Origin of the sequence: Alcanivorax nanhaiticus, from assembly GCF_000756665.1 — a bacterium.
GTDB lineage: Bacteria > Pseudomonadota > Gammaproteobacteria > Pseudomonadales > Alcanivoracaceae > Alcanivorax > Alcanivorax nanhaiticus.
Genome location: NZ_ARXV01000015.1, coordinates 21,643 through 43,961, shown reverse-complemented (window position 1 = coordinate 43,961; position 22,319 = coordinate 21,643). Strand labels below are relative to the sequence as shown.

The window sequence follows — 22,319 nt, the reverse complement described above, 5'->3', positions numbered from 1 at the left end:
GACCAGACTCAAGGTTCTATTTTCGCCTTTCGAAACTCGTTACTCGCGACTCGAAACTGTTTTGCTCGCTGTCGCCGGGATCGCTTGCAGACAGGCTCCCACAGCGACTCAGTAGAAATATAGAACCCGGGAACTTTTCAGGGGTTCTTTGATTGGTAGCTTGCATAAAAAAACGCGCCACAGGGGCGCGTTTTTTATTGGTCCAACTGCCGTTACTCTTCAGCCGCTGGAGCGTCCCCCAGCGATTCCTCACCTTCATCTGCGGTTCGGTCTTCTGAATAGGCATCGCGGAACGCCTGATCCACCGGGTTACGACCCTCAAAGATTTTGTCCACCTGGGTCGGCAGCGGATGCTTCACCACCTGCTCCAGCTCGCCATCACCATTCAATTTGAATTGCAGCGCGGTGATACCCATGTACTTCTCACGGCTCATCTGCACCAGGCGGTCATTGTCCGCAAGAATCGTCGGACGCAAGAACACCATCAGGTTACTTTTCTGCCGGGAATTGGTCGTGGAACGGAACAGGAAGCCCAATAGTGGGATGTCTCCCAGCAACGGCACCTTGCGCACCACCTTGCGGATGTCATCCTTGATCAAGCCCCCCAGCGCAATGGTCTCGCCGTCATCGGCCAGCACCGTGCTTTGTAATTTACGGGTCGTGGTCACGATATCCACAGCCTCACCGGAGGACTCCTTCACCGCGGAGTTTTCCTGCTCGAGTTCAAGCCGGATGGTCGAAAAACCCGCCACATGAGGGGTCACTTTCAGCGTCAGCCCCACATCTTCACGCTGGATGGTCGTAAAGGGGTTAGACACGCCAGAACCGGTACTGGTGCTCTGCCCGGTAACAAACGGCACATTCTCACCCACGATAATGGACGCTTCCTCGTTATCCAGCGTAAGAATGCTCGGCGTCGAGAGCAGATTCACATCCGTGGAAGACGCCAGCGCCTGCATCAGCGCCCCCCATTTCAAATCGCCATTGGAATCGGTTTCGCCCAGCCCCACGGCGACACCATCGCCCAGGGCCAGCCCGGAAGGATCATCCGTCGCCAGCGCCTGCAAAATGGAGTTCACACTCAGGCCTGCATTATTGAAGTTCACCGCGCCCACACCAGACTCATCACTGCCAGCTACATACTGAAAACCCAGTGCCTTGGCATTTTCTCCGGTGACTTCCACAATCGCCGCTTCAATCAAAATCTGCGCACGGCGTACATCCAGCTGACTGATGATCGACTGCAGTTCTTTCATCATGCCCGGCTCAGCGCGGATAACCAGGGCATTCAGTGATTCGTCCGCCTGGATAGAAACCTTGCTGTTGGCCGAAGATGACGCGGTTGCCTTGCCATCCCCTCCCGGCTTGGCCGCAGAGGCACCGTCGGCAAAATTCTTCAGAATCTCCGCAAGGCTCTTGGCATCGCCATGGGTCAGGCGCACCACCTGAACGCCACTGCTGGCGCTGTCCGGGGTATCCAGACTGCGCACCATCTGTGCCATGCGCTGGCGGGTAATGCGGTCCCCTTTGATGATCAACCGGTTGGTGCGCTCGTCCGCCACCACCGTCACCGCACCTTCCTTGGCCTTGCTACGGCGAGAAGCCGTCTGGGGGGTCAGAGTCTCAAGCATCTTCACCATATCGCCAGCGAAGGCATGCTCCAGCTTGATCACCTGCACATCTTCAGACTCGGCATTATCGAGGCTGTTAATGATGGCCTCCATGCGACGAATATTGTCCAGGTGATCGCTGATAATCAGCGCATTGGCGGAACCCACCGCCGCCAGATGACCGTACTGGGGCACCAGAGGACGCAGCACCGGCACCAACTCTTCCACGGGTGAGTTCTCTACCGGAATCACCCGGGTCACCAATTCTTCACCGCTTCCCAATCCCTTCTCGACCAACGGCAAATTACTTTGTTTGGCGGTGGTATTGGGCACAATTTTAATGATGTCTCCAGCAGGCACAGCAGCATAACCATGCACCTGCAACACAGACAGAAACAGCTCATAAACCTCGTTCGCGGACAGCGCCTTGGTGGACACCACCGTCACATCCCGGGCCCGAACCCTGGGATCCACCACAAAGTTCTTGCCGGTCATATCAGCAATCTGGCTGATAAACGCCTGAATATCCGCATTGCGGATGTTCACCGTCCAGCTCTTGCCGTCATCGCTGGCCTTGACCTGGGCCTGGGCGGCCAGCACAGCCACTGTCAAACAGGCCGCTAACAGGGTTTTAAGCACGGAGGCTCTGAAAATGGACATTGTTAACACCATCTAGGGCGGATAATTCACGGTAAATTGCTGATCACCACGCAGGACCACAATACTGGCCTGCTGGGTCTGCTTGTATGATTCCAACGCAGCGACATCCCCTTCTTCTGTTCCCAGGCCATGGCCATTAACGGACAGAATCACATCATCCGCTTGCAGCCCAACCTGATCCAACAGCGCCTTGGGCGCCCGCTTGCCCAGCTTGTAGCCCTGACCACTGCCCTGGGCTACCGGGCGAAGGCCAAGCTGGCTGATAATGGTCTGCCGCTGGCGGGCAATATCTTCGGGCCCGCCTTCCTGCACAACCGGCTCAGGAGGAGGACGAGAAACATTTGACGACGCCACTTCGCTGACGCCCCCCAGGGCGGTTTCTGACCAGCGCAGCGCCTCCAGCCGACCGGCACGGCGCAGGATGACCCGATCTGCATAGACTTCTTCAAGGCTGGCATTGCCTGGAATGCTGTCACCGATATGGTACAGCTCACCCTCTTTGCCTTTTTCCGCAATGATGGCGCTGGATTGTTCCGGGTCCGGACTCTGGAAAACCCCCAGCAACTCCAGTCGCAAACGGGTTTCCGGGGCATCAGTGGGGGTGTCATCTTTGGCAACCGCGACTGCCTGATATTCACCAAACAGCTGCCAGCCATCGACCTGATTCTGGGACAGGCTTTGGTTCTGGTTGCCGCCAGAGACCTGCAAGCGCGTGCGATCTGACTCGGGGATGGGCTGATTGGGCCCATACATCAGTAACCAGACTGTCTCGGCCAGCAACCAGGCCAGCGCAACAACCAGCACCGCAGCGATCACGCCACGCACCGGTTTGCCCCACTGACCAATTTCTGACAACTGCGACTTCACTGTCCCGCTCTTCCTTATCGTTATGTACTGGGCACAGATTTCAATAATCCGATCTGTAACAAGATACCGGATCATAAAGCAATTTATTGCTCTGACTTGTTACCAATAACAGGTTTTTCTTTACCAGATTCAGCCACCCCCCAACTCCAGGGGCTGTGACATCTGGAATACGACATCGTCAGGATTTCCGCCCTGACTGACACCCAACAGCATCGGCCAGGCACGCAATACCGCTAACTGGAAGCGCCCCTCCGCCAGAGAGGCGTTGACCAAGCGCTGCCCTTCAGGATCGGTCACAACCAGCGTCGGCACCGCCCCCTCCATGCTGACCCGACCCTCAAGCACAGGCACCGTCGCGGAGCCATTCCGCCCCCAAGTCACCGTGCCGCCACTGTATTGCAGGGTCGCCTGGGCATCCTCAATCTGCCCAGCTGAGGCCTTCAGCGTCATGATCGTGGCATCCACGCGACCATCCGCATTGCCCTGGGGAATACGGGCCGCCACCAGGGCCACCGGCAACCGCAAGCGCAGCTGCTCAACGGACCAGTCCTGTTGACTGGTGCCTCCCAGCCAGCCGCTGACTCGCGCTTCTTCACCACTGCTCGTTCTACCAGACACTTGCAGTCCCGGCGTCAAACCCTGCCAGTCCAGCTGCCAATCCAGTACGCCCTGGAGCTGCTGCCAGCGCCAGTTCACCTGACCCTGCCACCAACGACCACGAGGCGCCTCAAGCACCAGAGGAGCACCTCCGGGCCGCAATGCAGGAACGCGATCAATCAACACCGCCGCTGGCATCAGAACAACGAAGAACGTCACCAGGCTGACAACAAACAGCAGTGCCAGTATCCACTTGCGAGGCATCAGGCAGCCTTAGAACGGGATATCGTCGTCAAAATCATCTGCCGGACCGCTGAAACCGCCGCCCTGATTCTGATTGGATTGCGGCGCATTGCCACCTTGGCCACCGAAGTTGTCGTTACCGTAGCCGCCAGGATTACCCTGACCGCCCTGATTGCCCTGAGGCGCAAAGCCGCCACCCTGGCCACCGCCTTCACCACGGCCATCCAGCATCTGCATCTCGCTGGCAACGATTTCCGTAGTGTAGCGGTCCTGGCCATCCTGTCCCTGCCACTTGCGGGTTCGGATAGAGCCTTCGATGTAGACCTTGGAACCTTTCTTCAGATACTCGCCGGCGATCTCGCCAAGCTTGTTGAAGAACACCACCCGGTGCCATTCTGTACGTTCCTGCATCTGACCGCTCTGGCGATCTTTCCAGGACTCACTGGTGGCCAGACGGACATTGGTGACGGCACCACCGCTGGGCATGAAACGGGTTTCCGGATCCGCACCCAGATTACCAATCAGAATTACCTTGTTAACGCCGCGCGCCATTGTTTCTCTCCGTGACTCTTATGGTCATTATCGGGGCCGGCACCCTTGTGCCGCCCCGGCTTCGTCATTGAAGCAGGGCCAGTCCGCCATTGTGTCAGCTTTGCACAACGGCGGCGAGTCCCTGCAAGCGACTCTCATCCAGAGAGCCAGTATCGATCTTCAGCAGCACCAGGGATTGCGCTTCCACAAACACCACCTCCTCCACACCGGGAACATGATGTAGCTGCTGGCTCAGGTTTTGCCAGTCCTGCCCCGGCTGCAGTTGCAGCACCCGGTTTTCCAGACGAGGTAATTCCTGCATTCCGACCAGCACCAGCAGCCAGACCAACGCAAGCACCATGCAGCCATAAAATACCGCCTGGGGGCCCAGCCACTGGTAAAGCGCTCCGCCAAGCTGGCCGCCGACAAAAACGCCCATGAATTGTGAGCTGGAATACACCCCCATCGCTGTGCCGCGGGTGCCAGCCGGAGCCGCACGACCAACCAGCGAGGGAAGCAAGGCTTCCAGCAAATTGAAGGCCGCAAAGAATACCAGCAATGCCAGCACAAAATGCCAAAGGGCCGCGCCGGCCAGCGCCAGCAGCAGCTGAGAGGTTGCCAGCAGCACGATGGCCAAACGTTTGACCGGCACGGCACCACGCCGTTCCGCACGAATCACCAAAGGCACCATGGCGATAAAACCTGCCACCAGAACGCCCAGATACAGCACGCTGTGACTTTGCAGGCTCAAGCCAAGCCGATCGCTTAACAAGGCCGGCACCACCACAAAGGATGCCGTCATGATCACATGCAGGGTGAAAATACCCACATCAAAGCGCAGCAATGTCTTACTGCCAAGTACGCGTCGGAAACGTTCCTTCGCAGGCAATAACTCACCCTGCAATGCTTTGGGGGCGGGCACCACCAGCGCCACCAGAAACGCCAGCGAACCCAGCATCACTGTCGCCCAGAACAACCCGGACAATCCCAACCAGGCGGCCAGTAACGGTCCGAGAATCAGCGCGAGGATAAAGGAGCCGCCCACCGACATACCGATCAACGCCATGGCGCGGGTACGATTTTTCTCGCTGACCACATCACCAATGAGCGCCATGATCACGCTGGCAATGGCACCAGCTCCCTGCAGCGCCCTACCGGCAATCACGCCATAAATGTGATCGCTCATGGCAGCCACCACACCACCCGCGATAAACAACAGCAGGCCAATCAGCAACAAGGGCCTGCGGCCGAAGCGATCCGACATCATCCCGAAGGGGATCTGCAGCAGGGCCTGCATAAGACCATAGGCACCAATGGCGGTACCGATCAGCAACGGGGACGCCCCTTCAAGGGCCTGCCCATACACGGCAAAAATCGGCAGGATCATGAACAGGCCGAACATCCGCAGGGCAAAAATGGTGGCCATGTAACCGGTGGTTTTCAGCTCGGTACGCTGCATCGCTGTAGAAGAAGGGGCTGTCATTGAAACCTGGATGCTCCTCACCAGTCCGGCCACCGGCCAGTCACCACATGTTAGGGGGCGGGCAGTGTATCAGATTCCTTCTCAGCCGTGACATTACTCACCCCAAGCCCCGAAATGCCCAGCTTTTCAGCCTCTACCTCGAAGGAATGATTGTTAAACATGGCGAAAAGCCGGAACCAGTAAATTGAACCCCCGTCAAAGCGGTGATAGATTCACATGCTGATAAGTTTTTTTTCTTAGGGCTACAGGTTCCGGCCTGGGTCATGGACAGGACAATGAATAGCCAACAACAAAGCCAACAGGTTTATGTGGTCGGTAGCCAGCAGCTGCAAAACGCGCTGCTTACCGAGTTCCTCGTAAAGGAAGAGATCACCGCAAACTCTATCCCCAGTGTGAATGACATCACAGTGGAAACCCTGCGCACCAACGACCAGAACCTGTTTCTGGTGGATTATCACAGTGTGGACGTGAATGAAGTCATCGCCCACCTGCTGGAAGCCGACCAGGAAGTGGAAAACGATGTCCTGATTGCCGTATTCAACGTGGACGACGAAGAATCCCTGTCCAAGCTGGCTGGCCTGCCCATGGTCAATGGCGGGTTCCAGTTTGACTGCCCTCAGGCCCTGCTCAGCAAAGGTATCAAGGCCATTTTTGACGGCGAGCTGTGGTTCCCCCGTGCGGTACTGCAGACCTACCTGATGAAAAGCCGCACCTTCAACAAGACCTTCTCCCGCAGTGAAGTAAACCTCACCGACCGGGAAGTGGAAGTGCTGAAGGTCATGGCAACGGGGGCCAAAAACTCCGAGATTGCCAGCAGCCTGAACCTGAGCCCGCACACCATCAAGACCCACATTTACAACATCTTCAAAAAGATCAACGCCTCCAACCGCCTGCAGGCGGTGAACTGGGCGCAGGAAAACCTCTAAGCGCTTTTTCACCACTGAGGCCACAGAGAACACGGAGTAAAACCCCTTGTTATCTCTTTGGCCTCTGTGGCGCCTGGTAAATCACCTTTCTTTTCTCCTTCACAGAATTTCGCCTATACTGCCCTGTTCATTTTGACAGTACTCAGGGGCAGTAGATGGATACCATTCTGGTTCGCGGGGCGCGCACCCATAATCTGAAGAACGTGGACCTGGATATTCCCCGTGACAAACTGGTGGTCATCACCGGCCTGTCCGGTTCCGGAAAGTCCTCCCTGGCATTCGACACTCTCTATGCAGAGGGTCAACGGCGCTATGTGGAGTCCCTCTCCACCTACGCCCGTCAGTTCCTGTCGATGATGGAAAAACCCGATGTGGATCACATCGAAGGCCTCAGCCCGGCCATCTCCATCGAGCAGAAGTCCACCAGCCATAACCCGCGCTCCACGGTCGGCACCATTACCGAGATCTATGATTACCTGCGTCTGCTGTTCGCCCGCGTTGGCGAACCACGCTGCCCTGAACATGACGCCCCGCTAGCCGCCCAGACCATCAGCCAGATGGTAGATCAAGTGCTGGCCATGGACGAAGGCAGCAAGCTGATGCTGCTGGCCCCGGTGATTCGCGAGAAGAAAGGGGAGCATGTCCACTTATTTGAAGAACTGCGTGCCCAGGGCTTTATCCGCGTTCGTGTGGATGGCCGCATCTATGACATGGATGACACCCCTGAGCTGGAAAAGAACAAGAAACACACCATCGAAGTGGTAGTGGATCGCTTCAAGGTACGGGACGATCTGCAAAACCGCCTGGCGGAATCCTTTGAAACCGCCCTCAACCTTGCCGACGACATCGCCATCATTGCGCCCATGGACGGAGAGGATGGCGAAGAAATCACCTTTTCCGCCAAGTTTGCCTGCTCCCATTGTGGCTACTCTATCCCGGAGCTGGAGCCTCGCCTGTTCTCTTTCAACAACCCGGCCGGCGCCTGCCCCAGCTGCGACGGCCTGGGCATGAAACAGTTCTTCGATGAAGACAAAGTGATCAACTCCGAAGAGCTGTCCCTGTCGGAAGGCGCAATCCGTGGCTGGGATCGCCGCAATGTCTATTACTTCCAGATGCTCAACTCCCTCTCCCAGAGCATTGGCTTCGACATGGATGTCCCCTTCCAGACGCTGGACAAAGCTGTCCGCAAGAAGGTGCTCTATGGCACGGGCAAGGAAAGCATTGAGTTCCGTTACCTGAACGATCGCGGCGATATCATCAAGCGCAACCATCCTTTTGAGGGCATTATCCCCAACATGGAACGGCGCTATCGCGAAACCGAGTCCGATGCCGTCCGCGAAGATCTGCTCAACTATATGTCCACGTCCAGCTGCCCCAGCTGTAACGGCTCGCGGCTACGCGAAGCGGCTCGCCATGTCTTTATCGAGCAGACCACCCTGCCTGACGTGGTCCGACTGGCAGTGGGCAAGGCCCACAGCTACTTCAGCGAATTGAACCTGCCAGGCAGCAAAGGGGAAATCGCCGACAAGATTCTCAAGGAAATCCGCGATCGGCTGCAGTTTCTGGTCAACGTAGGGCTGGAATACCTGACTCTGGAGCGCAGTGCCGAAACCCTGTCCGGCGGTGAGGCCCAGCGAATTCGTCTGGCCAGCCAGATCGGCGCCGGTCTGGTGGGTGTTATGTATGTACTGGATGAACCCTCCATCGGCCTGCACCAACGCGATAACGAGCGCCTGCTCAACACTCTCACCCGTCTGCGGGATCTCGGCAACACAGTGCTGGTAGTAGAACATGATGAGGACGCTATTCGCCTCGCCGACCACGTTATCGACATTGGCCCGGGTGCCGGCGTGCATGGCGGAACCGTTGTCGCCCAAGGGTCAGCAAAAGATGTTGCCGACAACCCCGCCTCACTCACCGGTGACTACCTGTCTGGCCGAAAGCAAATTGCGGTGCCCAAAAAGCGTCGCCAGAACAAGGATGACAAGTGGTTAACCCTGCTGGGCGCCACCGGCAACAACCTCAAAGGCCATCCGCTGAACATTCCCGTCGGCCTGCTCACCTGCATTACCGGCGTATCCGGCTCTGGCAAATCCACCCTGATCAACAGCACCCTGTATCCGCTGGCAGCCACCAAACTGAACAAGGCGACCACACTTAAGGCGGCCCAGCATGAAGCCATCGAGGGCCTGGAGCATTTCGACAAGGTTGTCGATATTGATCAAAGCCCGATTGGCCGCACCCCGCGTTCCAACCCCGCCACCTATACCGGTATTTTTACCCCGGTTCGGGAGCTGTTTTCCGGCACCCAGGAAGCCCGTGCCCGCGGCTACAAGCCAGGCCGTTTCAGCTTCAATGTGAAAGGCGGCCGCTGCGAAGCCTGTCAGGGTGACGGCGTGATCAAGGTAGAGATGCATTTTCTGCCTGACATTTATGTGCCCTGTGAAGTGTGTGAAGGCAAACGCTATAACCGGGAAACGCTGGAAATCACCTACAAGGGTAAAAATATCTTCGAGGTGCTGGACCTTACCATCGAGGAAGGTCGTGAGTTCTTTGATGCTGTGCCCGCCCTGGCTCGCAAGCTGCAAACACTCATGGACGTGGGCCTTAGTTACATCAAGCTGGGACAAGCCGCCACAACGCTGTCTGGCGGCGAAGCCCAGCGTGTCAAGCTGGCCAAGGAGCTGTCCCGCCGCGACACTGGCAACACCCTCTACATCCTTGATGAGCCAACCACCGGCCTGCACTTCCATGACATCCAGCTGTTGCTTGACGTTCTCAACCGACTGGCAGACCACGGCAACACCGTGGCAGTGATCGAGCACAACCTGGACGTGATCAAGACAGCGGACTGGATCGTGGATCTGGGCCCGGAGGGCGGTGACGGCGGCGGCGAAATCATCGCCGAAGGTACCCCGGAAGAGGTCGCCAAAGTGAAAGGCAGCCATACCGGCCGTTTCCTAAAACCAATGCTATGAGCTTGAAGACGATGAAAACAAACTTTCATTTCCCATTAATTGCTTTCTTCTCCCTTGCATTTTTGCACGGCTGCCAAAGCACCGGCCGCGTACCTTTGAATCTAACCTCCTGCACAACAACTCACTGCCTCGAAACCTTTCAATCAGACATCATTCCCCAGGAAGACTTTTGGCGATTTGATTCCCTGGCAGTTTTGCCGCCAAGCATTGCACTGGACGAAAGGGACCTGAACGGGGAAGTCACCCAAGAGTTATATATTAATGATGAAGGCCAAACAGCCCTGATCGAACAATTGGATTCTTTTTCCAACTCTTACCAAGTCACCAATATCCCCGCGCAAACAGACGAAATAGATCCGCAACTAGTTCTTCAGTTTGAGCAAACTATTTGGGCCGACAGCCCTACAATTGAATCCATCCTAAGCAGCAAAGACAGATATGGTAAGCCAAGGCTTTCCAACCCTACACTGGCCGGGCCAGTCGAAATCCCTGCAGAGATAAGCAAGGCAGCACCGAACAATACATGCTGCCTTTTGGTAACCCGCCTCAGTGGCTGGCAACACACAAATTCAGCCGTTGGCACAAAAATCGCTGTCAACTCCTTCTTTGCAGCGCTAACAGGCGGAGTAGGAGCTTCAATAACTCTTGGGCAAGCCATTAGTGACATGGCGGTAATCCGCATTGATGATGGAGCTATACTTTGGAGTGGACGGATGCTTAGCACCGGACACATCAGCCAACTTCGCACCACTGCTCGAGATTATTACCTGCAGGTGTATGAATCCAAAATTGCGAACCAAATGTAATTCGCAAGAGTTGAAACTGAATCAGTTCGCATTTCTTCGCCTGGTAATATTGCGGTCTCGATTCCTCAAAATTTACTTCATTGGCGTAACAAATACTCAACCTCCAGCAAACCAGTGGAGGTTAATCATGAAACTGACCCGGGCTCTACAAGGCATTCTTACTGCCACCGCTCTGACAACGGCCACCATGTCCTGCGCAGCACAGCCCCCCACCAACGGCAACGTTGAACTGGGGCCCCGCCCCTATTATCTGCTCGCCGACATGGACGACGGTCCGGTAAAGCAGGCACTGCAGGAATGTGCCAACCACCCCCGTCCCATGAAAGCCAGCGACTTTTCTATTGGCCATCGCGGAGCCCCCCTTCAATTCCCGGAGCACACAGAAGAATCCTATCGTGCCGCAGCCCGCATGGGGGCAGGGATTCTGGAATGTGATGTCGCCTTTACCAAAGATCAGGAACTGGTATGCCGCCATTCCCAATGTGATCTGCATACCACCACCAACATCCTTGAAACAGACCTTGCCGGCCGGTGCAGCCAACCATTTACTCCCTTCGACGGCACTCATCCCGCCAGTGCGCAATGCTGTACCAGCGACATTACCCTGGCCGAATTCAAGTCTCTCAAGGGAAAGATGGATGGCGCCAACCCTGAAGCCACCACGGTGACGGAATACCTGCAAGGAACACCAGACTTTCGTACCGAACTATACAGCGCCAATGGCACCTTGCTCAGTCACAAGGAAAGCATTGCCCTGTTTCAGCAGCTGGGCGTGAAAATGACGCCTGAACTGAAAACACCCTCGGTTGCCATGCCCTGGCAGGGCACTTACAGCCAGCAAGATTATGCTCACCAGATGATTGAGGAATATCGCGAGGCCGGTGTGCCTCCCGATCAGGTCTACCCGCAATCCTTCCTGCTGGAGGATGTTCGTTACTGGATCGACCACGAAGGTGCATACGGAAACCAGGCGGTATTTCTCGATGGCCGCGACAGTCATGGCCTTGACCCGCTGAATCCGGGCACCTGGCAGCCAGATATGGCCACCCTTGCTGGCTTTGGTGTGAATATCATCGCTCCCCCGCTGTGGATGCTTGTCACCACCAATGAACTGGAGCAAATCGTCCCAAGCCCCTACGCACAATCAGCCAAGGCGGAAGGTCTCGATATGATCGCATGGTCACTGGAGCGCTCCGGGCCACTTGCTGGCGGGGGCGGCTGGTATTATCAGAGCATCAGCCCAGCCATCAACAACGACGGTGACACCTTTACCCTGCTCGATGTACTGGCACGCCAGGTTGGCGTTATCGGCGTCTTTTCTGACTGGCCAGCCACAACCACCTTTTACGCCAATTGCCTTAAACGCCTGCGGCACGCCTCAAAATAAGGCATATATCGCACCACTTTGGCCACCCCGCCCATCAAGGGGTGGCCAGCCCCGCTTGCTCCCAACACAGGGATGGCACGAATTCTGCTTTAACCCTGTTATCGCAATACACAGACCACGTCTGAGGAGTATGTGATGAGCAACGCTACCGCCACCGATCACCGTTGGCTGATGCAGTACAACATTGTCAACCTGGTTAATCAGTGCCGCCGCCTTATTCGAGCGGAATTTGACGCTAATCTGTCCCTCACTGATCAGGCGCTTCGCCAGAAGTTGGCACACTACGCAGGCCGAACCCGCTCACAGGGACTACAACGACTCTACGGCGAGATCAGACTCGCCCTGATCGAACTGGAAGGGCCAGATCAACTCATCACCCCCGAGGAACCGTTACCTGTCCGCTTTTATCGCGGTCAGCCAGTGGACGCAGGAGAGCAAAGAAAAACTGCGCGCCCGGAGACGAGCGCCCAGAAGAACAGCAAGCCACTGATGTATAGAGGACGTGCGGTAGCACAGAGCTGATACCGCCAGTGTTCAGGCTGAGTACTGGAAGATACTGAGATCCAGTGGCTGGCTTTCCCCCAGCCACATAACCAGCTCAGTGTGATCGCGCAAATCATCACCACTCAGGCCATGAATGAAAATGGTCAACCCGTTACGGCTGGCCATTAACCAGGGGATAACTTCACCCGCTAATCTTCGGGGAATAGTGAGCTGGCAGCTCCAGCAGAGATGCGGGCCTACCGGCTTGCGATGCATGTGCCCCATCGGAAGATCAAAGCTGAGATGAGCTGACTGACACAATGCCGCAGCTTGGCTAAACGTGGATTCGTCGTAATAAACGTGCGCGTGAAAACCCTTGATCGCCATACCCGTCGCCTGTGATTCGCCACCACAAGAGTTTCTGCTCAGGCTAATTATTCCCGGCAACGCCTCCAAGCCATTGATCTGCCGATACTCACGACCGGCCCTTCCTTAAGCTACCAGAAGCATCACAGAAACCCTGCTAACAGCATAGTACAGCCAAGAGAGCATGCAACAGACATAAAAAAACCGGGCATTAAGCCCGGTTTTTTTGATCACTGAAAGAAAACGCTTATTCGGCGTCAGCTTCAGCAACTTCAGGACGGTCAACCAGCTCAACATAAGCCATCGGCGCGTTATCACCAGCGCGGAAGCCCATCTTGAGGATACGCACATAACCACCAGGACGGCTCTTGTAGCGCGGACCCAGTTCGTTGAACAGCTTGCCAACCACTTCCTTGGAGCGGGTGCGGTTGAAAGCCAGACGACGGTTGGCTACGGAGTCTTCCTTGGCCAGAGTGATCAGCGGCTCAGCCACACGACGCAACTCTTTAGCCTTGGGCAGAGTGGTCTTGATCGCCCCGTGCTCCAGCAGAGACACGGCCATGTTACGGAACATCGCCTGACGATGAGAGCTGTTCCGATTCAGTTTTCTGCCGCTTTTGCGATGACGCATGATTCTGTTCCTATCTTTACAGGGAGCTGTTCAGGGGCGCTTCACAGCGTCCACAACAACTAACTTAGCGCAATTTGGTGTTAAGCCGGTCGTCGTCACGAAGGCTGACCGGCGGCCAGTTCTCGAGACGCATACCCAGCGACAAGCCCTTGGAGGCCAGCACATCCTTGATCTCGGTGAGCGACTTCTTACCCAGATTCGGGGTTTTCAGCAGCTCAACCTCGGTACGCTGAACCAGATCACCGATGTAATAGATGTTCTCTGCCTTCAGGCAGTTAGCGGAGCGAACGGTCAGCTCCAGATCATCTACCGGGCGCAGCAGGATCGGATCGATCTCTTCGCGCTCCTGTTTCGGCTCAGGCTTGGCGTCCTGTTCCAGATCCACAAACACAGCGATCTGCTGCTGCAGAATGGTCGCTGCACGACGAATCGCTTCTTCCGGATCGATAGTACCGTCTGTTTCCAGATCGATAACCAGTTTATCCAGGTCAGTACGCTGTTCAACACGGGCAGCTTCAACGACATAAGCAACACGACGTACCGGGCTGTAGCTGGCGTCCAGCTGCAGACGACCGATACCACGGGTTTCGTCTTCGTCACCCTGACGAGAGTCAGCGGCTTCATAACCACGACCCTTCTGCACTTTCAGCTTGACACGCAGTTCGGTGTCGCCGGTGATGGTGCAGATCAGGTGATCCGGGTTGACGATCTCAACACTGTGATCACGCTGAATGTCATCCGCAGTTACCGCACCCGGACCTTTCTTGACCAGTTCCAGGGTCGCTTCTTCGCGGTCTTCCATCTTCAGGGCAACGCCCTTCAGGTTCAGCAGGATGTTAATCACATCTTCCTGAACACCCTCGATGGAGGAGTATTCGTGTTGTACGCCCTCGATCTCCACTTCGGTGATCGCGCAGCCGGGCATGCTGGAGATCAGGATGCGGCGCAGCGCAGTCCCCAGAGTGTGGCCAAAACCACGCTCCAGCGGTTCCAGAACCACTTTGGCGTGGGTCTGGTTGATCGCGTTGACCGCGATCGAGCGGGGCGTGAGAAAGTCGTTCACAGCGGTCATAGAGATCCCTCAGGCAGTCCTTACTTGGAGTACAGCTCGACGATCAGGTTTTCATTGATCTCGGCAGGCAGGTCGATACGCTCTGGCTTGGACTTGAAGGTCCCTTCCAGCTTCTTCTCGTCTACCTCAACCCAAGGAACGAAACCACGCTGCTGAGCCAGTTCCATGGCGTTCTTCACGCGCAGCTGGTTCTTGGACTTCTCGCGAACGTTGATCACGTCACCCGGCTTCACCTGGTAAGAGGCCACATTGACAGACTGACCGTTAACCAGGATGGCACGGTGGGATACCAGCTGACGCGCTTCAGAGCGGGTAGAGCCGAAGCCCATGCGGTATACCACGTTATCCAGACGACCTTCCAGAAGCTGCAGCAGGACTTCGCCTGTTGCACCTTTAGAGGAGGCAGCCTTCTTGTAGTAGCTACGGAACTGCTTTTCCAGTACACCGTAGGTACGACGAACTTTCTGCTTCTCGCGCAGCTGTACGCCGTAGTCGGACAGACGACCCGGACGACGACCGCCGGCTGCCTGGCCAGGAGCCTGCTCAGCCTTACACTTGGACTCGAGCGGACGAATACCACTCTTCAGGTACAGATCAGTGCCTTCACGACGGGAAAGCTTGCACTTGGGACCGATGTATCTTGCCATCTTGCTCTAACTCCCGTTACACGCGACGCTTTTTAGGCGGACGGCAACCGTTGTGCGGAATCGGCGTAACGTCCTCAATATGGGTAATCTTGTAGCCACAGCCATTCAGTGCACGAATGGAGGACTCTCGGCCAGGGCCCGGGCCCTTGACTCGAACTTCAAGATTCTTCAAACCGTAGTCCTTGGCAGCGTTGCCCGCGTTTTCAGCAGCCACCTGGGCAGCAAACGGGGTGCTCTTACGGGAACCACGGAAACCAGCGCCACCGGAAGTCGCCCAGGACAGTGCGTTGCCCTGACGATCAGTAATGGTGATGATGGTGTTGTTGAAGGAAGCGTGCACGTGAGCGATACCGTCCGCTACGGTGCGCGTGACCTTCTTGCGACGTGCGCCACTATCTTTCTTTGACTTAGCCATAATGCCTATCCAAATCCAGCCGCTGACGTATCAGCTTACTTGCGAATCGGTTTACGCGGACCTTTACGGGTCCGAGCATTGGTTTTGGTGCGCTGACCGCGGAGCGGCAGGCCGCGACGATGGCGAATACCACGGTAGCAACCGAGGTCCATCAGACGCTTGATGTTCATGTTGATTTCCCGGCGCAGGTCACCCTCGGTAGAGAATTTGGCAACCTCGCCACGAATGACGTCAAGTTGCTCACCGCTCAGGTCACGAACCTTGGCAGTTTCCTCAATACCGGCCGAGGCACAGATCTGCTGTGCACGGGTACGACCGATCCCGAAGATGTAGGTGAGAGAAATCACCGTGTGCTTATTTTCCGGGATGTTAACGCCTGCAATACGGGCCATCCGAATATCTCCGATTCACAAAACGGGTGCGCCAGGCTCTATGGCGCCGAAAGGCGGCAGAGTCTAGCGCTACGCCGACTGAATTTCAACCAAACACTTAAAAGAAGACTGAACCTTAACCCTGGCGCTGCTTGTGCCGGGGTTCGGCGCTGCAGATCACCATGACGCGACCCTTACGACGGATCACTTTACAGTTACGGCAGATCTTCTTCACAGAAGCCTGAACTTTCATCGCACTTGCCTCGTTCGTTAACGCACCAGTCCGGTGCCGCCATACCCTTTCAGGTTGGCTTTCTTCATCAACTTCTCATACTGGGTGGACGTCAGGTGCGAATTAACTTGCGACCAGAAGTCCATGACCACTACCACAACGATCAGCAGAGAGGTGCCGCCCAAATAGAAGGGCACATTGGCAACTGCTTGCAGACCTAGTGGCAACAGACACACCAGCGTCATGTACACCGCGCCGATCAGGGTCAGACGGCCCATCACGGTGTCGATATAGCGAGCGGACTGCTCGCCCGGGCGGATACCCGGAATATAGGCACCGGATTTCTTCAGGTTGTCTGCGACATCCTTCGGATTGAATACCAGCGCTGTATAAAAGTAGCAGAAGAACACGATTGACAGGGTAAACAGCAGCACATACAGCGGAGTCCCCGGCAACAGAGCATCACTCACGCTACGCAGAGCCTGGCCCCACCAGGAATCCGGGTTGGAATCACTGAACCACTGAGTCAGTGAAGCCGGAAACAGCAGAATGGAGCTGGCAAAGATAGCGGGAATAACCCCTGCCATGTTCACCTTCAGCGGCAGATGACTCTGCTGCGCTGCATACACACGACGACCTTGCTGACGGCGCGCGTAGTTTACCGTGATACGGCGTTGTCCGCGTTCCACAAATACCACACCGAAAATCACGGCGAGGGCGACCAGGAACACAAACAGCATCATGATCAGGCTCAGGTCACCGGTCTTGGCAGACTCGAAAGTCTGGGCCACGGCACCGGGCAGGCCAGCCACGATGGAGGCGAAGATCAGCATGGAAATACCGTTGCCAATTCCGCGCTCGGTAATCTGCTCACCCAGCCACATCAGGAATACCGTACCGGTCAGAAGGCTGGTGACTGCCACAAAGTAGAAGCTGGCAACCTGCATGGAGGTTGCGACTTCCGGCAGCAGGGTAATCCCCTGGCTCTTCAGGCCGGCGCAGACGCCGAAGGACTGAATGGCACCCAGTGCCACCGTCAGATAACGAGTGTACTGAGTGATCTTGCGTCGACCCTGCTCACCTTCTTTACGAAGCTGCTCCAGAGTCGGAACTACTGCCGTCATCAGCTGAATCACGATGCTGGCAGTAATATAGGGCATGATGCCCAGAGCAAAAATGCTCATGCGCTCCAGCGATCCGCCAGAGAACATGTTGAACAGGCCAAGAATGGTGTCCCGGTTGTTGTTGAACATCTGTTGCAACGCTTCCGGGTTCATGCCCGGGACCGGGATATGAGCCCCGATCCGGAACACCACCAGGGCGCCCAACAGAAAACCGATTCGCCGCCACAGCTCACGCATCGCGTTGCTGTCTACTTTCGGCGCGCCACCATTCAATGTCTGAGCGCGATTCTTCGCCATAAAGCGCTGCCTTATTCTTCGACTTTGCCGCCAGCCTTCTCAACCGCTTCGCGGGCGCCTTTGGTAATGGCCACACCACGAACGGTAACTGCGCGATTGATTTCGCCAGAAAGAACAATCTTGGCGCGCTTCATGTCACGACGAACAACGTTGGCAGCCTTCAGGGAAGCCAGGTCGATCACGTCACCTTCCACTTTCGCCAGTTCAGACAGACGAACTTCAGCGGTGCCCATGGCCAGCTTGGACGTGAAACCGAATTTCGGCACACGACGCTGCAGCGGCATTTGACCACCTTCGAAACCAGGCTTCACAGTACCGCCAGAACGGGACTTCTGACCTTTGTGGCCACGGCCACCGGTCTTGCCCAGGCCAGAACCGATACCACGACCGACACGCTTGCCGTCCGGGCGGGAACCTTCAGCAGGATGCAGATCATTCAGACGCATCACTTATTCTCCCTCTACCTGTACCATGTACGCGACCTTGTTGATCATGCCGCGTACAGACGGGGTATCTTCAACTTCTACGGTGTGACCAATGCGGCGCAGACCGAGACCACGCACACAGGCCTTATGCTTTTCCAGCCGGCCGTTGGTGCTCTTAACCAGCTTAACCTTGATCTTATCAGCCATCGTAACGATTCCGTTATCTGCGCTTAGTTCAGAATGTCTTCGACAGACTTGCCACGCTTGGCAGCCACGGACTCCGGAGACGCCATGGATTTCAGGCCATTGAAAGTAGCCCGAACCACGTTTACCGGGTTGGTGGAGCCATAGCACTTGGCCAGTACGTTCTGAACACCTGCGACTTCCAGCACGGCGCGCATGGCACCGCCGGCAATCACACCGGTACCTTCATCGGCCGGCTGCATGTACACCTTGGAGGCGCCGTGACGGGCCTTCATCGGGTGCTGGATGGTGGTGCCGTTCAGCTCCACCTGAATCATGTTGCGGCGAGCAGCTTCCAGGGCTTTCTGGATAGCGGCAGGCACTTCACGCGCCTTGCCACGACCAAAGCCTACTTTGCCCTTGCCGTCACCCACTACAGTCAGCGCGGTAAAACCGAAGATACGGCCGCCTTTAACCACTTTAGCAACCCGGTTTACCTGAACCAGCTTTTCCTGGAGACCTTCGTTGGGATCAACTTTCGACATAACCAAGCACCCTTAGAATTCAAGCCCGTTTTCACGCGCGGCGTCAGCCAGCGCCTTTACGCGACCGTGATATTTAAAACCGGAACGGTCAAAGGCAACGCGCTCTACGCCCGCTTCTTTGGCACGCTGAGCGATCAGCTGACCAACCTTGGCCGCTGCGTCAGTGTTACCGGTAGCTTCAGCACGCAGATCTTTCTCTACAGTGCTAGCGGAAGCCAATACCTGGCCACCGTTCGCAGAGATTACCTGCGCATAGATATGACGCGGAGTACGATTTACGCAGAGACGAACTTCGCCCAGTTCACGGATCTTCAGGCGAGTACGTTTTGCCCTGCGCAGACGTGCAACTTTTTTGTCTTTCATGGCATTAATCTCGACGATTATTTCTTCTTGGCTTCCTTACGGCGCACTTGCTCATCAGCATAGCGCACCCCTTTACCCTTATAGGGCTCAGGCGGACGGAAGGCCCGAACATTGGCTGCAACCTGACCTACCAGCTGCTTGTCAATGCCCTTGATAACGATCTCTGTCTGGCTCGGGGTTTCAGCAGTGATCCCCTCAGGCAGCTCGTAAGCCACCGGGTGGGAGAAACCGAGAGTCAGGTTAAGCACCTTACCCTGAGCCTGTGCACGGTAACCAACACCGAGGAGCTGAAGCTTGCGCTCAAAACCTTCGGCAACACCGGTTACCATGTTGTTCAACAGAGCGCGAGTGGTACCGGCCAGGGCCCATGCCTTCTGAGACTCTTCGTGAGGCTTCACAGAAACCACACCGTCTTCAACAGACACTGCAACCAGCTCGTGTACTTCGTGCTCCAGGCTGCCTTTGCTGCCTTTCAGGGCAACTTTCTGGCCGTCGACCTTGATTTCGACGCCCTTCGGCAGATTTACCGGACTTTTTGCTACTCTAGACATTGCTGCACCTAACCCGTCTACGCCGCTTCTGTTAGGACACTTCGCAGATCAGCTCGCCACCAACATTGGCTTTGCGTGCTGCGCGGTCAGAAATAATGCCCTGGTTGGTGGATACGATCATCACGCCCAAACCGCCCTTCACTTTCGGGATCTCGTTTGCGTTCTTGTAAACACGCAAACCAGGACGGCTAACGCGAGCGATCTTCTCGATCACCGGCTTACCTTCGAAATACTTCAAATCAACCGTCATTACCGGTTTCTTATCTTCGCTGACTTTGTAACCAGCAATGTAACCCTCTGACAGAAGTACCTTGGCAATCGCTTCCTTAGCCTTGGAGGCAGGAATCTCAACCTGTACTTTCTTTGCCATTTGGGCGTTACGGATACGGGTAAACATATCCGCCAGGGTATCTTGCATGCTCATGCCGCAATCGCTCCGCTACCTAACTCTTGGCTTACCAGCTGGCTTTAACCAGACCGGGAACATCACCGCGCATAGCTGCTTCACGCAGCATGATCCGGCTCAAGCCGAACTTGCGGTAGTAACCGTGCGGACGACCGGTCAGACGACAGCGGTTACGCTGACGTACCGGGGAAGAATCGCGCGGCAATTTTTGCAGCTGAAGCTGGGCATCCCACTTCGCTTCAGGTTCTGCATTCGGATCCTGGATGATCGCCTTAAGCGCTGCACGCTTGGCGGCAAAACGTTTAGCCAGTTTGGCGCGTTTTGCTTCCCGGTTTTTCATGGATTCTTTAGCCATGATAAATCCTCTTAGCCCTTCAGCGGGAAGTTGAAGGCGCGCAGCAGCGCCCGTGCCTGGTCGTCAGTCTTGGCCGTGGTGGTGATAGTGATATCCAGACCACGCAGCTTGTCGACCTTGTCAAAATCGATTTCCGGGAACACGATCTGCTCACGAAGACCCATGGAGTAGTTACCACGGCCATCGAAGGATTTCGCATTCAAACCACGGAAGTCACGAATACGCGGGATCGCCACAGAAACCAGACGCTCCAGGAATTCGTACATGCGATCGTTGCGCAGGGTTACCTTGCAGCCGATCGGCCAACCTTCACGGATCTTGAAGCCGGCAACAGACTTGCGAGCCTTGGTTACCAGGGGCTTCTGACCGGAAATGGCAGTCATGTCGGCAACTGCACCGTCCATCGCCTTACGGTCGGCAGAAGCTTCACCAACACCCATGTTCAGGGTGATCTTGGTGATCTTCGGCACTTCCATGATGTTATCGAGGCCCAGCTCTTCTTTCAGCTTGGCTACGATTTCGTCTTGATAAATCTTTTTCAGATCACTCATGGGTCACCTAACCTACAGCGCTTCGCCGTTGGATTTGAAGAAACGCACTTTTTTGCCGTCTTCAAAACGGAAGCCCACGCGATCAGCTTTCTGAGTCTTGGGGTTCCAGATGGCAACGTTGGAAGCATGCAGAGCCGCTTCCTGTTCTACGATGCCGCCTTGAGTACCGCGATTAGGATTGGCCTTAACATGTTTTTTCACCATGTTAACGCCGCCAACGATTACGCGACCGCTGTCCAGAACCTGCTGAACGGTGCCACGCTTACCTTTGTCCTTGCCCGCGATTACGATGACTTCGTCATCACGCTTGATCTTAAGCATTACCTTCACCCGCCTTTACAGAACTTCAGGTGCCAGGGAGATGATCTTCATAAACTGCTCGGTGCGCAGCTCGCGCGTTACCGGGCCGAAGATCCGGGTACCGATCGGTGCTTTGTTGTTGTTCAACAACACCGCGGCATTTTCGTCGAAACGAATCAAAGAACCATCGGGGCGACGCACACCTTTACGGGTACGCACCACCACGGCGGTCATTACATCACCTTTCTTTACACGGCCGCGCGGAATTGCTTCCTTCACTGTGACCTTGATGATGTCACCAATGCCTGCATAGCGGCGGTGAGAACCACCCAGTACCTTGATGCACTGTACTCGACGGGCGCCGCTATTATCGGCGACTTCGAGCATGCTTTCAGTCTGAATCATCGCTAAATCTCTCCAACTCTGCCTCTACAGGCAGCCACAGCAACGGTCCGTTAAGCCTTGTTGGCCTGTTCGACAACATTTACCAGTGTCCAGGTCTTACGCTTGGACAACGGACGGCACTCTTCCACGGTTACCAGGTCGCCTTCTTGGCACTGGTTCTGTTCATCGTGCGCCATCAACTTGGTGGAGCGCTTGATGATCTTACCGTAGATCGGGTGCTGAACACGGCGCTCTACCAATACGGTGATGCTTTTATCACCCTTGTTAGAGATCACTTTGCCGGTAGCGGTCCGGCGCATTTTTGCCTCTGCCATGACTAGTTACCCTGCTTCTGTCTCAGAATGGTTTTAACGCGCGCAATGTTACGGCGGACCGTCCCAAGCTCGTGGGTTTTAGAAAGCTGGCCGGAAGCAGACTTCATACGCAGCTTGAACTGTTGCTCAAGCAGGTTGATTTGCTCCTGCTGCAGCTCTTCAACACTTTTCTCTCTCAGCTCGCTCGCTTTCATG

The 22,319-nt window shown here is 55.8% G+C and carries 30 protein-coding genes; 5 read left to right on the top strand and 25 right to left on the bottom strand.

Annotation, left to right across the window (positions count from 1 at the left end; translation table 11 throughout):
• Window positions 1-212: 212 nt before the first annotated feature.
• The 5 genes from gspD to Y5S_RS15500 all read right to left on the bottom strand — a co-directional run bounded on the left by gspD (window position 213) and on the right by Y5S_RS15500 (window position 5,991).
• Window positions 213-2,270 carry a type II secretion system secretin GspD gene (gspD, locus tag Y5S_RS15520; RefSeq protein WP_052041649.1) on the bottom strand — a complete coding sequence of 686 codons (2,058 nt, stop codon included), beginning with the start codon at window positions 2,268-2,270 and terminating at the stop codon, window positions 213-215.
• Between the two features lie 12 nt (window positions 2,271-2,282).
• Window positions 2,283-3,137, bottom strand: a complete 855-nt coding sequence (locus Y5S_RS15515) for a type II secretion system protein N (RefSeq protein ID WP_035234304.1) — start codon at window positions 3,135-3,137, stop codon at window positions 2,283-2,285.
• Window positions 3,138-3,266: 129 nt separating this feature from the next.
• Window positions 3,267-3,998 carry a type II secretion system protein N gene (locus tag Y5S_RS15510; protein WP_035234303.1) on the bottom strand — a complete coding sequence of 244 codons (732 nt, stop codon included), beginning with the start codon at window positions 3,996-3,998 and terminating at the stop codon, window positions 3,267-3,269.
• A gap of 9 nt (window positions 3,999-4,007) precedes the next feature.
• Window positions 4,008-4,529, bottom strand: a complete 522-nt coding sequence (ssb, locus tag Y5S_RS15505; RefSeq protein ID WP_035234302.1) for a single-stranded DNA-binding protein — start codon at window positions 4,527-4,529, stop codon at window positions 4,008-4,010.
• Window positions 4,530-4,623: 94 nt separating this feature from the next.
• The gene (locus tag Y5S_RS15500; RefSeq protein ID WP_035234301.1) at window positions 4,624-5,991 is read right to left on the bottom strand and encodes an MFS transporter; all 1,368 of its coding nucleotides are present in this window, start codon (window positions 5,989-5,991) and stop codon (window positions 4,624-4,626) included.
• Between the two features lie 275 nt (window positions 5,992-6,266).
• Here Y5S_RS15500 and Y5S_RS15495 point away from each other — a divergent pair, with 275 nt between their 5' ends.
• The 5 genes from Y5S_RS15495 to Y5S_RS15475 all read left to right on the top strand — a co-directional run bounded on the left by Y5S_RS15495 (window position 6,267) and on the right by Y5S_RS15475 (window position 12,610).
• Window positions 6,267-6,917 carry a response regulator transcription factor gene (locus Y5S_RS15495; RefSeq protein ID WP_035234300.1) on the top strand — a complete coding sequence of 217 codons (651 nt, stop codon included), beginning with the start codon at window positions 6,267-6,269 and terminating at the stop codon, window positions 6,915-6,917.
• 155 nt (window positions 6,918-7,072) lie between these two features.
• The gene (gene uvrA, locus Y5S_RS15490) at window positions 7,073-9,895 is read left to right on the top strand and encodes an excinuclease ABC subunit UvrA (RefSeq protein WP_035234299.1); all 2,823 of its coding nucleotides are present in this window, start codon (window positions 7,073-7,075) and stop codon (window positions 9,893-9,895) included.
• Between the two features lie 11 nt (window positions 9,896-9,906).
• Window positions 9,907-10,701 (top strand): hypothetical protein, encoded by a 795-nt coding sequence (locus Y5S_RS15485; protein ID WP_156107805.1) that lies wholly within the window; start codon window positions 9,907-9,909, stop codon window positions 10,699-10,701.
• Between the two features lie 127 nt (window positions 10,702-10,828).
• Window positions 10,829-12,088: a glycerophosphodiester phosphodiesterase family protein gene (locus Y5S_RS15480; RefSeq protein WP_035234297.1), complete on the top strand. Its 1,260-nt coding sequence runs from the start codon at window positions 10,829-10,831 to the stop codon at window positions 12,086-12,088.
• A 135-nt stretch (window positions 12,089-12,223) separates the two neighbouring features.
• Window positions 12,224-12,610 carry a hypothetical protein gene (locus tag Y5S_RS15475; RefSeq protein ID WP_035234296.1) on the top strand — a complete coding sequence of 129 codons (387 nt, stop codon included), beginning with the start codon at window positions 12,224-12,226 and terminating at the stop codon, window positions 12,608-12,610.
• Window positions 12,611-12,622: 12 nt separating this feature from the next.
• Here Y5S_RS15475 and Y5S_RS15470 read toward each other — a convergent pair whose 3' ends face one another.
• The 20 genes from Y5S_RS15470 to rpmC all read right to left on the bottom strand — a co-directional run bounded on the left by Y5S_RS15470 (window position 12,623) and on the right by rpmC (window position 22,318).
• On the bottom strand, window positions 12,623-12,958 hold the full coding sequence (locus tag Y5S_RS15470) for a DOPA 4,5-dioxygenase family protein (RefSeq protein ID WP_035234295.1): 336 nt from the start codon (window positions 12,956-12,958) through the stop codon (window positions 12,623-12,625).
• A gap of 226 nt (window positions 12,959-13,184) precedes the next feature.
• Window positions 13,185-13,568 carry a 50S ribosomal protein L17 gene (gene rplQ / locus Y5S_RS15465; protein WP_035234294.1) on the bottom strand — a complete coding sequence of 128 codons (384 nt, stop codon included), beginning with the start codon at window positions 13,566-13,568 and terminating at the stop codon, window positions 13,185-13,187.
• Between the two features lie 64 nt (window positions 13,569-13,632).
• Window positions 13,633-14,640: a DNA-directed RNA polymerase subunit alpha gene (locus tag Y5S_RS15460; RefSeq protein WP_035234292.1), complete on the bottom strand. Its 1,008-nt coding sequence runs from the start codon at window positions 14,638-14,640 to the stop codon at window positions 13,633-13,635.
• A 20-nt stretch (window positions 14,641-14,660) separates the two neighbouring features.
• Window positions 14,661-15,287, bottom strand: coding sequence for a 30S ribosomal protein S4 (rpsD, locus tag Y5S_RS15455; RefSeq protein WP_035234291.1), 627 nt, complete (start codon window positions 15,285-15,287; stop codon window positions 14,661-14,663).
• Window positions 15,288-15,303: 16 nt separating this feature from the next.
• Window positions 15,304-15,702: a 30S ribosomal protein S11 gene (gene rpsK / locus Y5S_RS15450; RefSeq protein ID WP_011587706.1), complete on the bottom strand. Its 399-nt coding sequence runs from the start codon at window positions 15,700-15,702 to the stop codon at window positions 15,304-15,306.
• 35 nt (window positions 15,703-15,737) lie between these two features.
• On the bottom strand, window positions 15,738-16,094 hold the full coding sequence (gene rpsM / locus Y5S_RS15445; RefSeq protein WP_035234289.1) for a 30S ribosomal protein S13: 357 nt from the start codon (window positions 16,092-16,094) through the stop codon (window positions 15,738-15,740).
• A gap of 115 nt (window positions 16,095-16,209) precedes the next feature.
• On the bottom strand, window positions 16,210-16,326 hold the full coding sequence (rpmJ, locus tag Y5S_RS15440; protein WP_008928865.1) for a 50S ribosomal protein L36: 117 nt from the start codon (window positions 16,324-16,326) through the stop codon (window positions 16,210-16,212).
• A 17-nt stretch (window positions 16,327-16,343) separates the two neighbouring features.
• Window positions 16,344-17,726, bottom strand: coding sequence for a preprotein translocase subunit SecY (gene secY, locus Y5S_RS15435; protein ID WP_052041648.1), 1,383 nt, complete (start codon window positions 17,724-17,726; stop codon window positions 16,344-16,346).
• Window positions 17,727-17,737: 11 nt separating this feature from the next.
• Entirely contained in the window at window positions 17,738-18,172 is a 435-nt protein-coding gene (rplO, locus tag Y5S_RS15430) for a 50S ribosomal protein L15 (protein ID WP_035234282.1), read from the bottom strand.
• Window positions 18,173-18,175: 3 nt separating this feature from the next.
• Complete coding sequence (gene rpmD / locus Y5S_RS15425; RefSeq protein WP_035234280.1) at window positions 18,176-18,358, bottom strand: 50S ribosomal protein L30; 183 nt, start codon at window positions 18,356-18,358, stop codon at window positions 18,176-18,178.
• A 23-nt stretch (window positions 18,359-18,381) separates the two neighbouring features.
• Window positions 18,382-18,879, bottom strand: a complete 498-nt coding sequence (rpsE, locus tag Y5S_RS15420; protein WP_035234278.1) for a 30S ribosomal protein S5 — start codon at window positions 18,877-18,879, stop codon at window positions 18,382-18,384.
• Between the two features lie 12 nt (window positions 18,880-18,891).
• Window positions 18,892-19,242 carry a 50S ribosomal protein L18 gene (gene rplR / locus Y5S_RS15415; protein WP_035234276.1) on the bottom strand — a complete coding sequence of 117 codons (351 nt, stop codon included), beginning with the start codon at window positions 19,240-19,242 and terminating at the stop codon, window positions 18,892-18,894.
• A 17-nt stretch (window positions 19,243-19,259) separates the two neighbouring features.
• Window positions 19,260-19,793 (bottom strand): 50S ribosomal protein L6, encoded by a 534-nt coding sequence (rplF, locus tag Y5S_RS15410; RefSeq protein WP_035234274.1) that lies wholly within the window; start codon window positions 19,791-19,793, stop codon window positions 19,260-19,262.
• A gap of 31 nt (window positions 19,794-19,824) precedes the next feature.
• Window positions 19,825-20,217: a 30S ribosomal protein S8 gene (rpsH, locus tag Y5S_RS15405; protein ID WP_035234273.1), complete on the bottom strand. Its 393-nt coding sequence runs from the start codon at window positions 20,215-20,217 to the stop codon at window positions 19,825-19,827.
• A gap of 31 nt (window positions 20,218-20,248) precedes the next feature.
• Window positions 20,249-20,554: a 30S ribosomal protein S14 gene (rpsN, locus tag Y5S_RS15400; protein ID WP_035234271.1), complete on the bottom strand. Its 306-nt coding sequence runs from the start codon at window positions 20,552-20,554 to the stop codon at window positions 20,249-20,251.
• Window positions 20,555-20,565: 11 nt separating this feature from the next.
• Window positions 20,566-21,105: a 50S ribosomal protein L5 gene (gene rplE / locus Y5S_RS15395; RefSeq protein WP_035234269.1), complete on the bottom strand. Its 540-nt coding sequence runs from the start codon at window positions 21,103-21,105 to the stop codon at window positions 20,566-20,568.
• Between the two features lie 12 nt (window positions 21,106-21,117).
• Window positions 21,118-21,426 carry a 50S ribosomal protein L24 gene (gene rplX / locus Y5S_RS15390; protein WP_035234266.1) on the bottom strand — a complete coding sequence of 103 codons (309 nt, stop codon included), beginning with the start codon at window positions 21,424-21,426 and terminating at the stop codon, window positions 21,118-21,120.
• Between the two features lie 15 nt (window positions 21,427-21,441).
• Window positions 21,442-21,810 (bottom strand): 50S ribosomal protein L14, encoded by a 369-nt coding sequence (gene rplN / locus Y5S_RS15385; protein ID WP_022986486.1) that lies wholly within the window; start codon window positions 21,808-21,810, stop codon window positions 21,442-21,444.
• 50 nt (window positions 21,811-21,860) lie between these two features.
• Window positions 21,861-22,124 carry a 30S ribosomal protein S17 gene (rpsQ, locus tag Y5S_RS15380; protein ID WP_035234264.1) on the bottom strand — a complete coding sequence of 88 codons (264 nt, stop codon included), beginning with the start codon at window positions 22,122-22,124 and terminating at the stop codon, window positions 21,861-21,863.
• 2 nt (window positions 22,125-22,126) lie between these two features.
• The gene (rpmC, locus tag Y5S_RS15375) at window positions 22,127-22,318 is read right to left on the bottom strand and encodes a 50S ribosomal protein L29 (protein ID WP_035234262.1); all 192 of its coding nucleotides are present in this window, start codon (window positions 22,316-22,318) and stop codon (window positions 22,127-22,129) included.
• Window position 22,319: the final 1 nt, after the last annotated feature.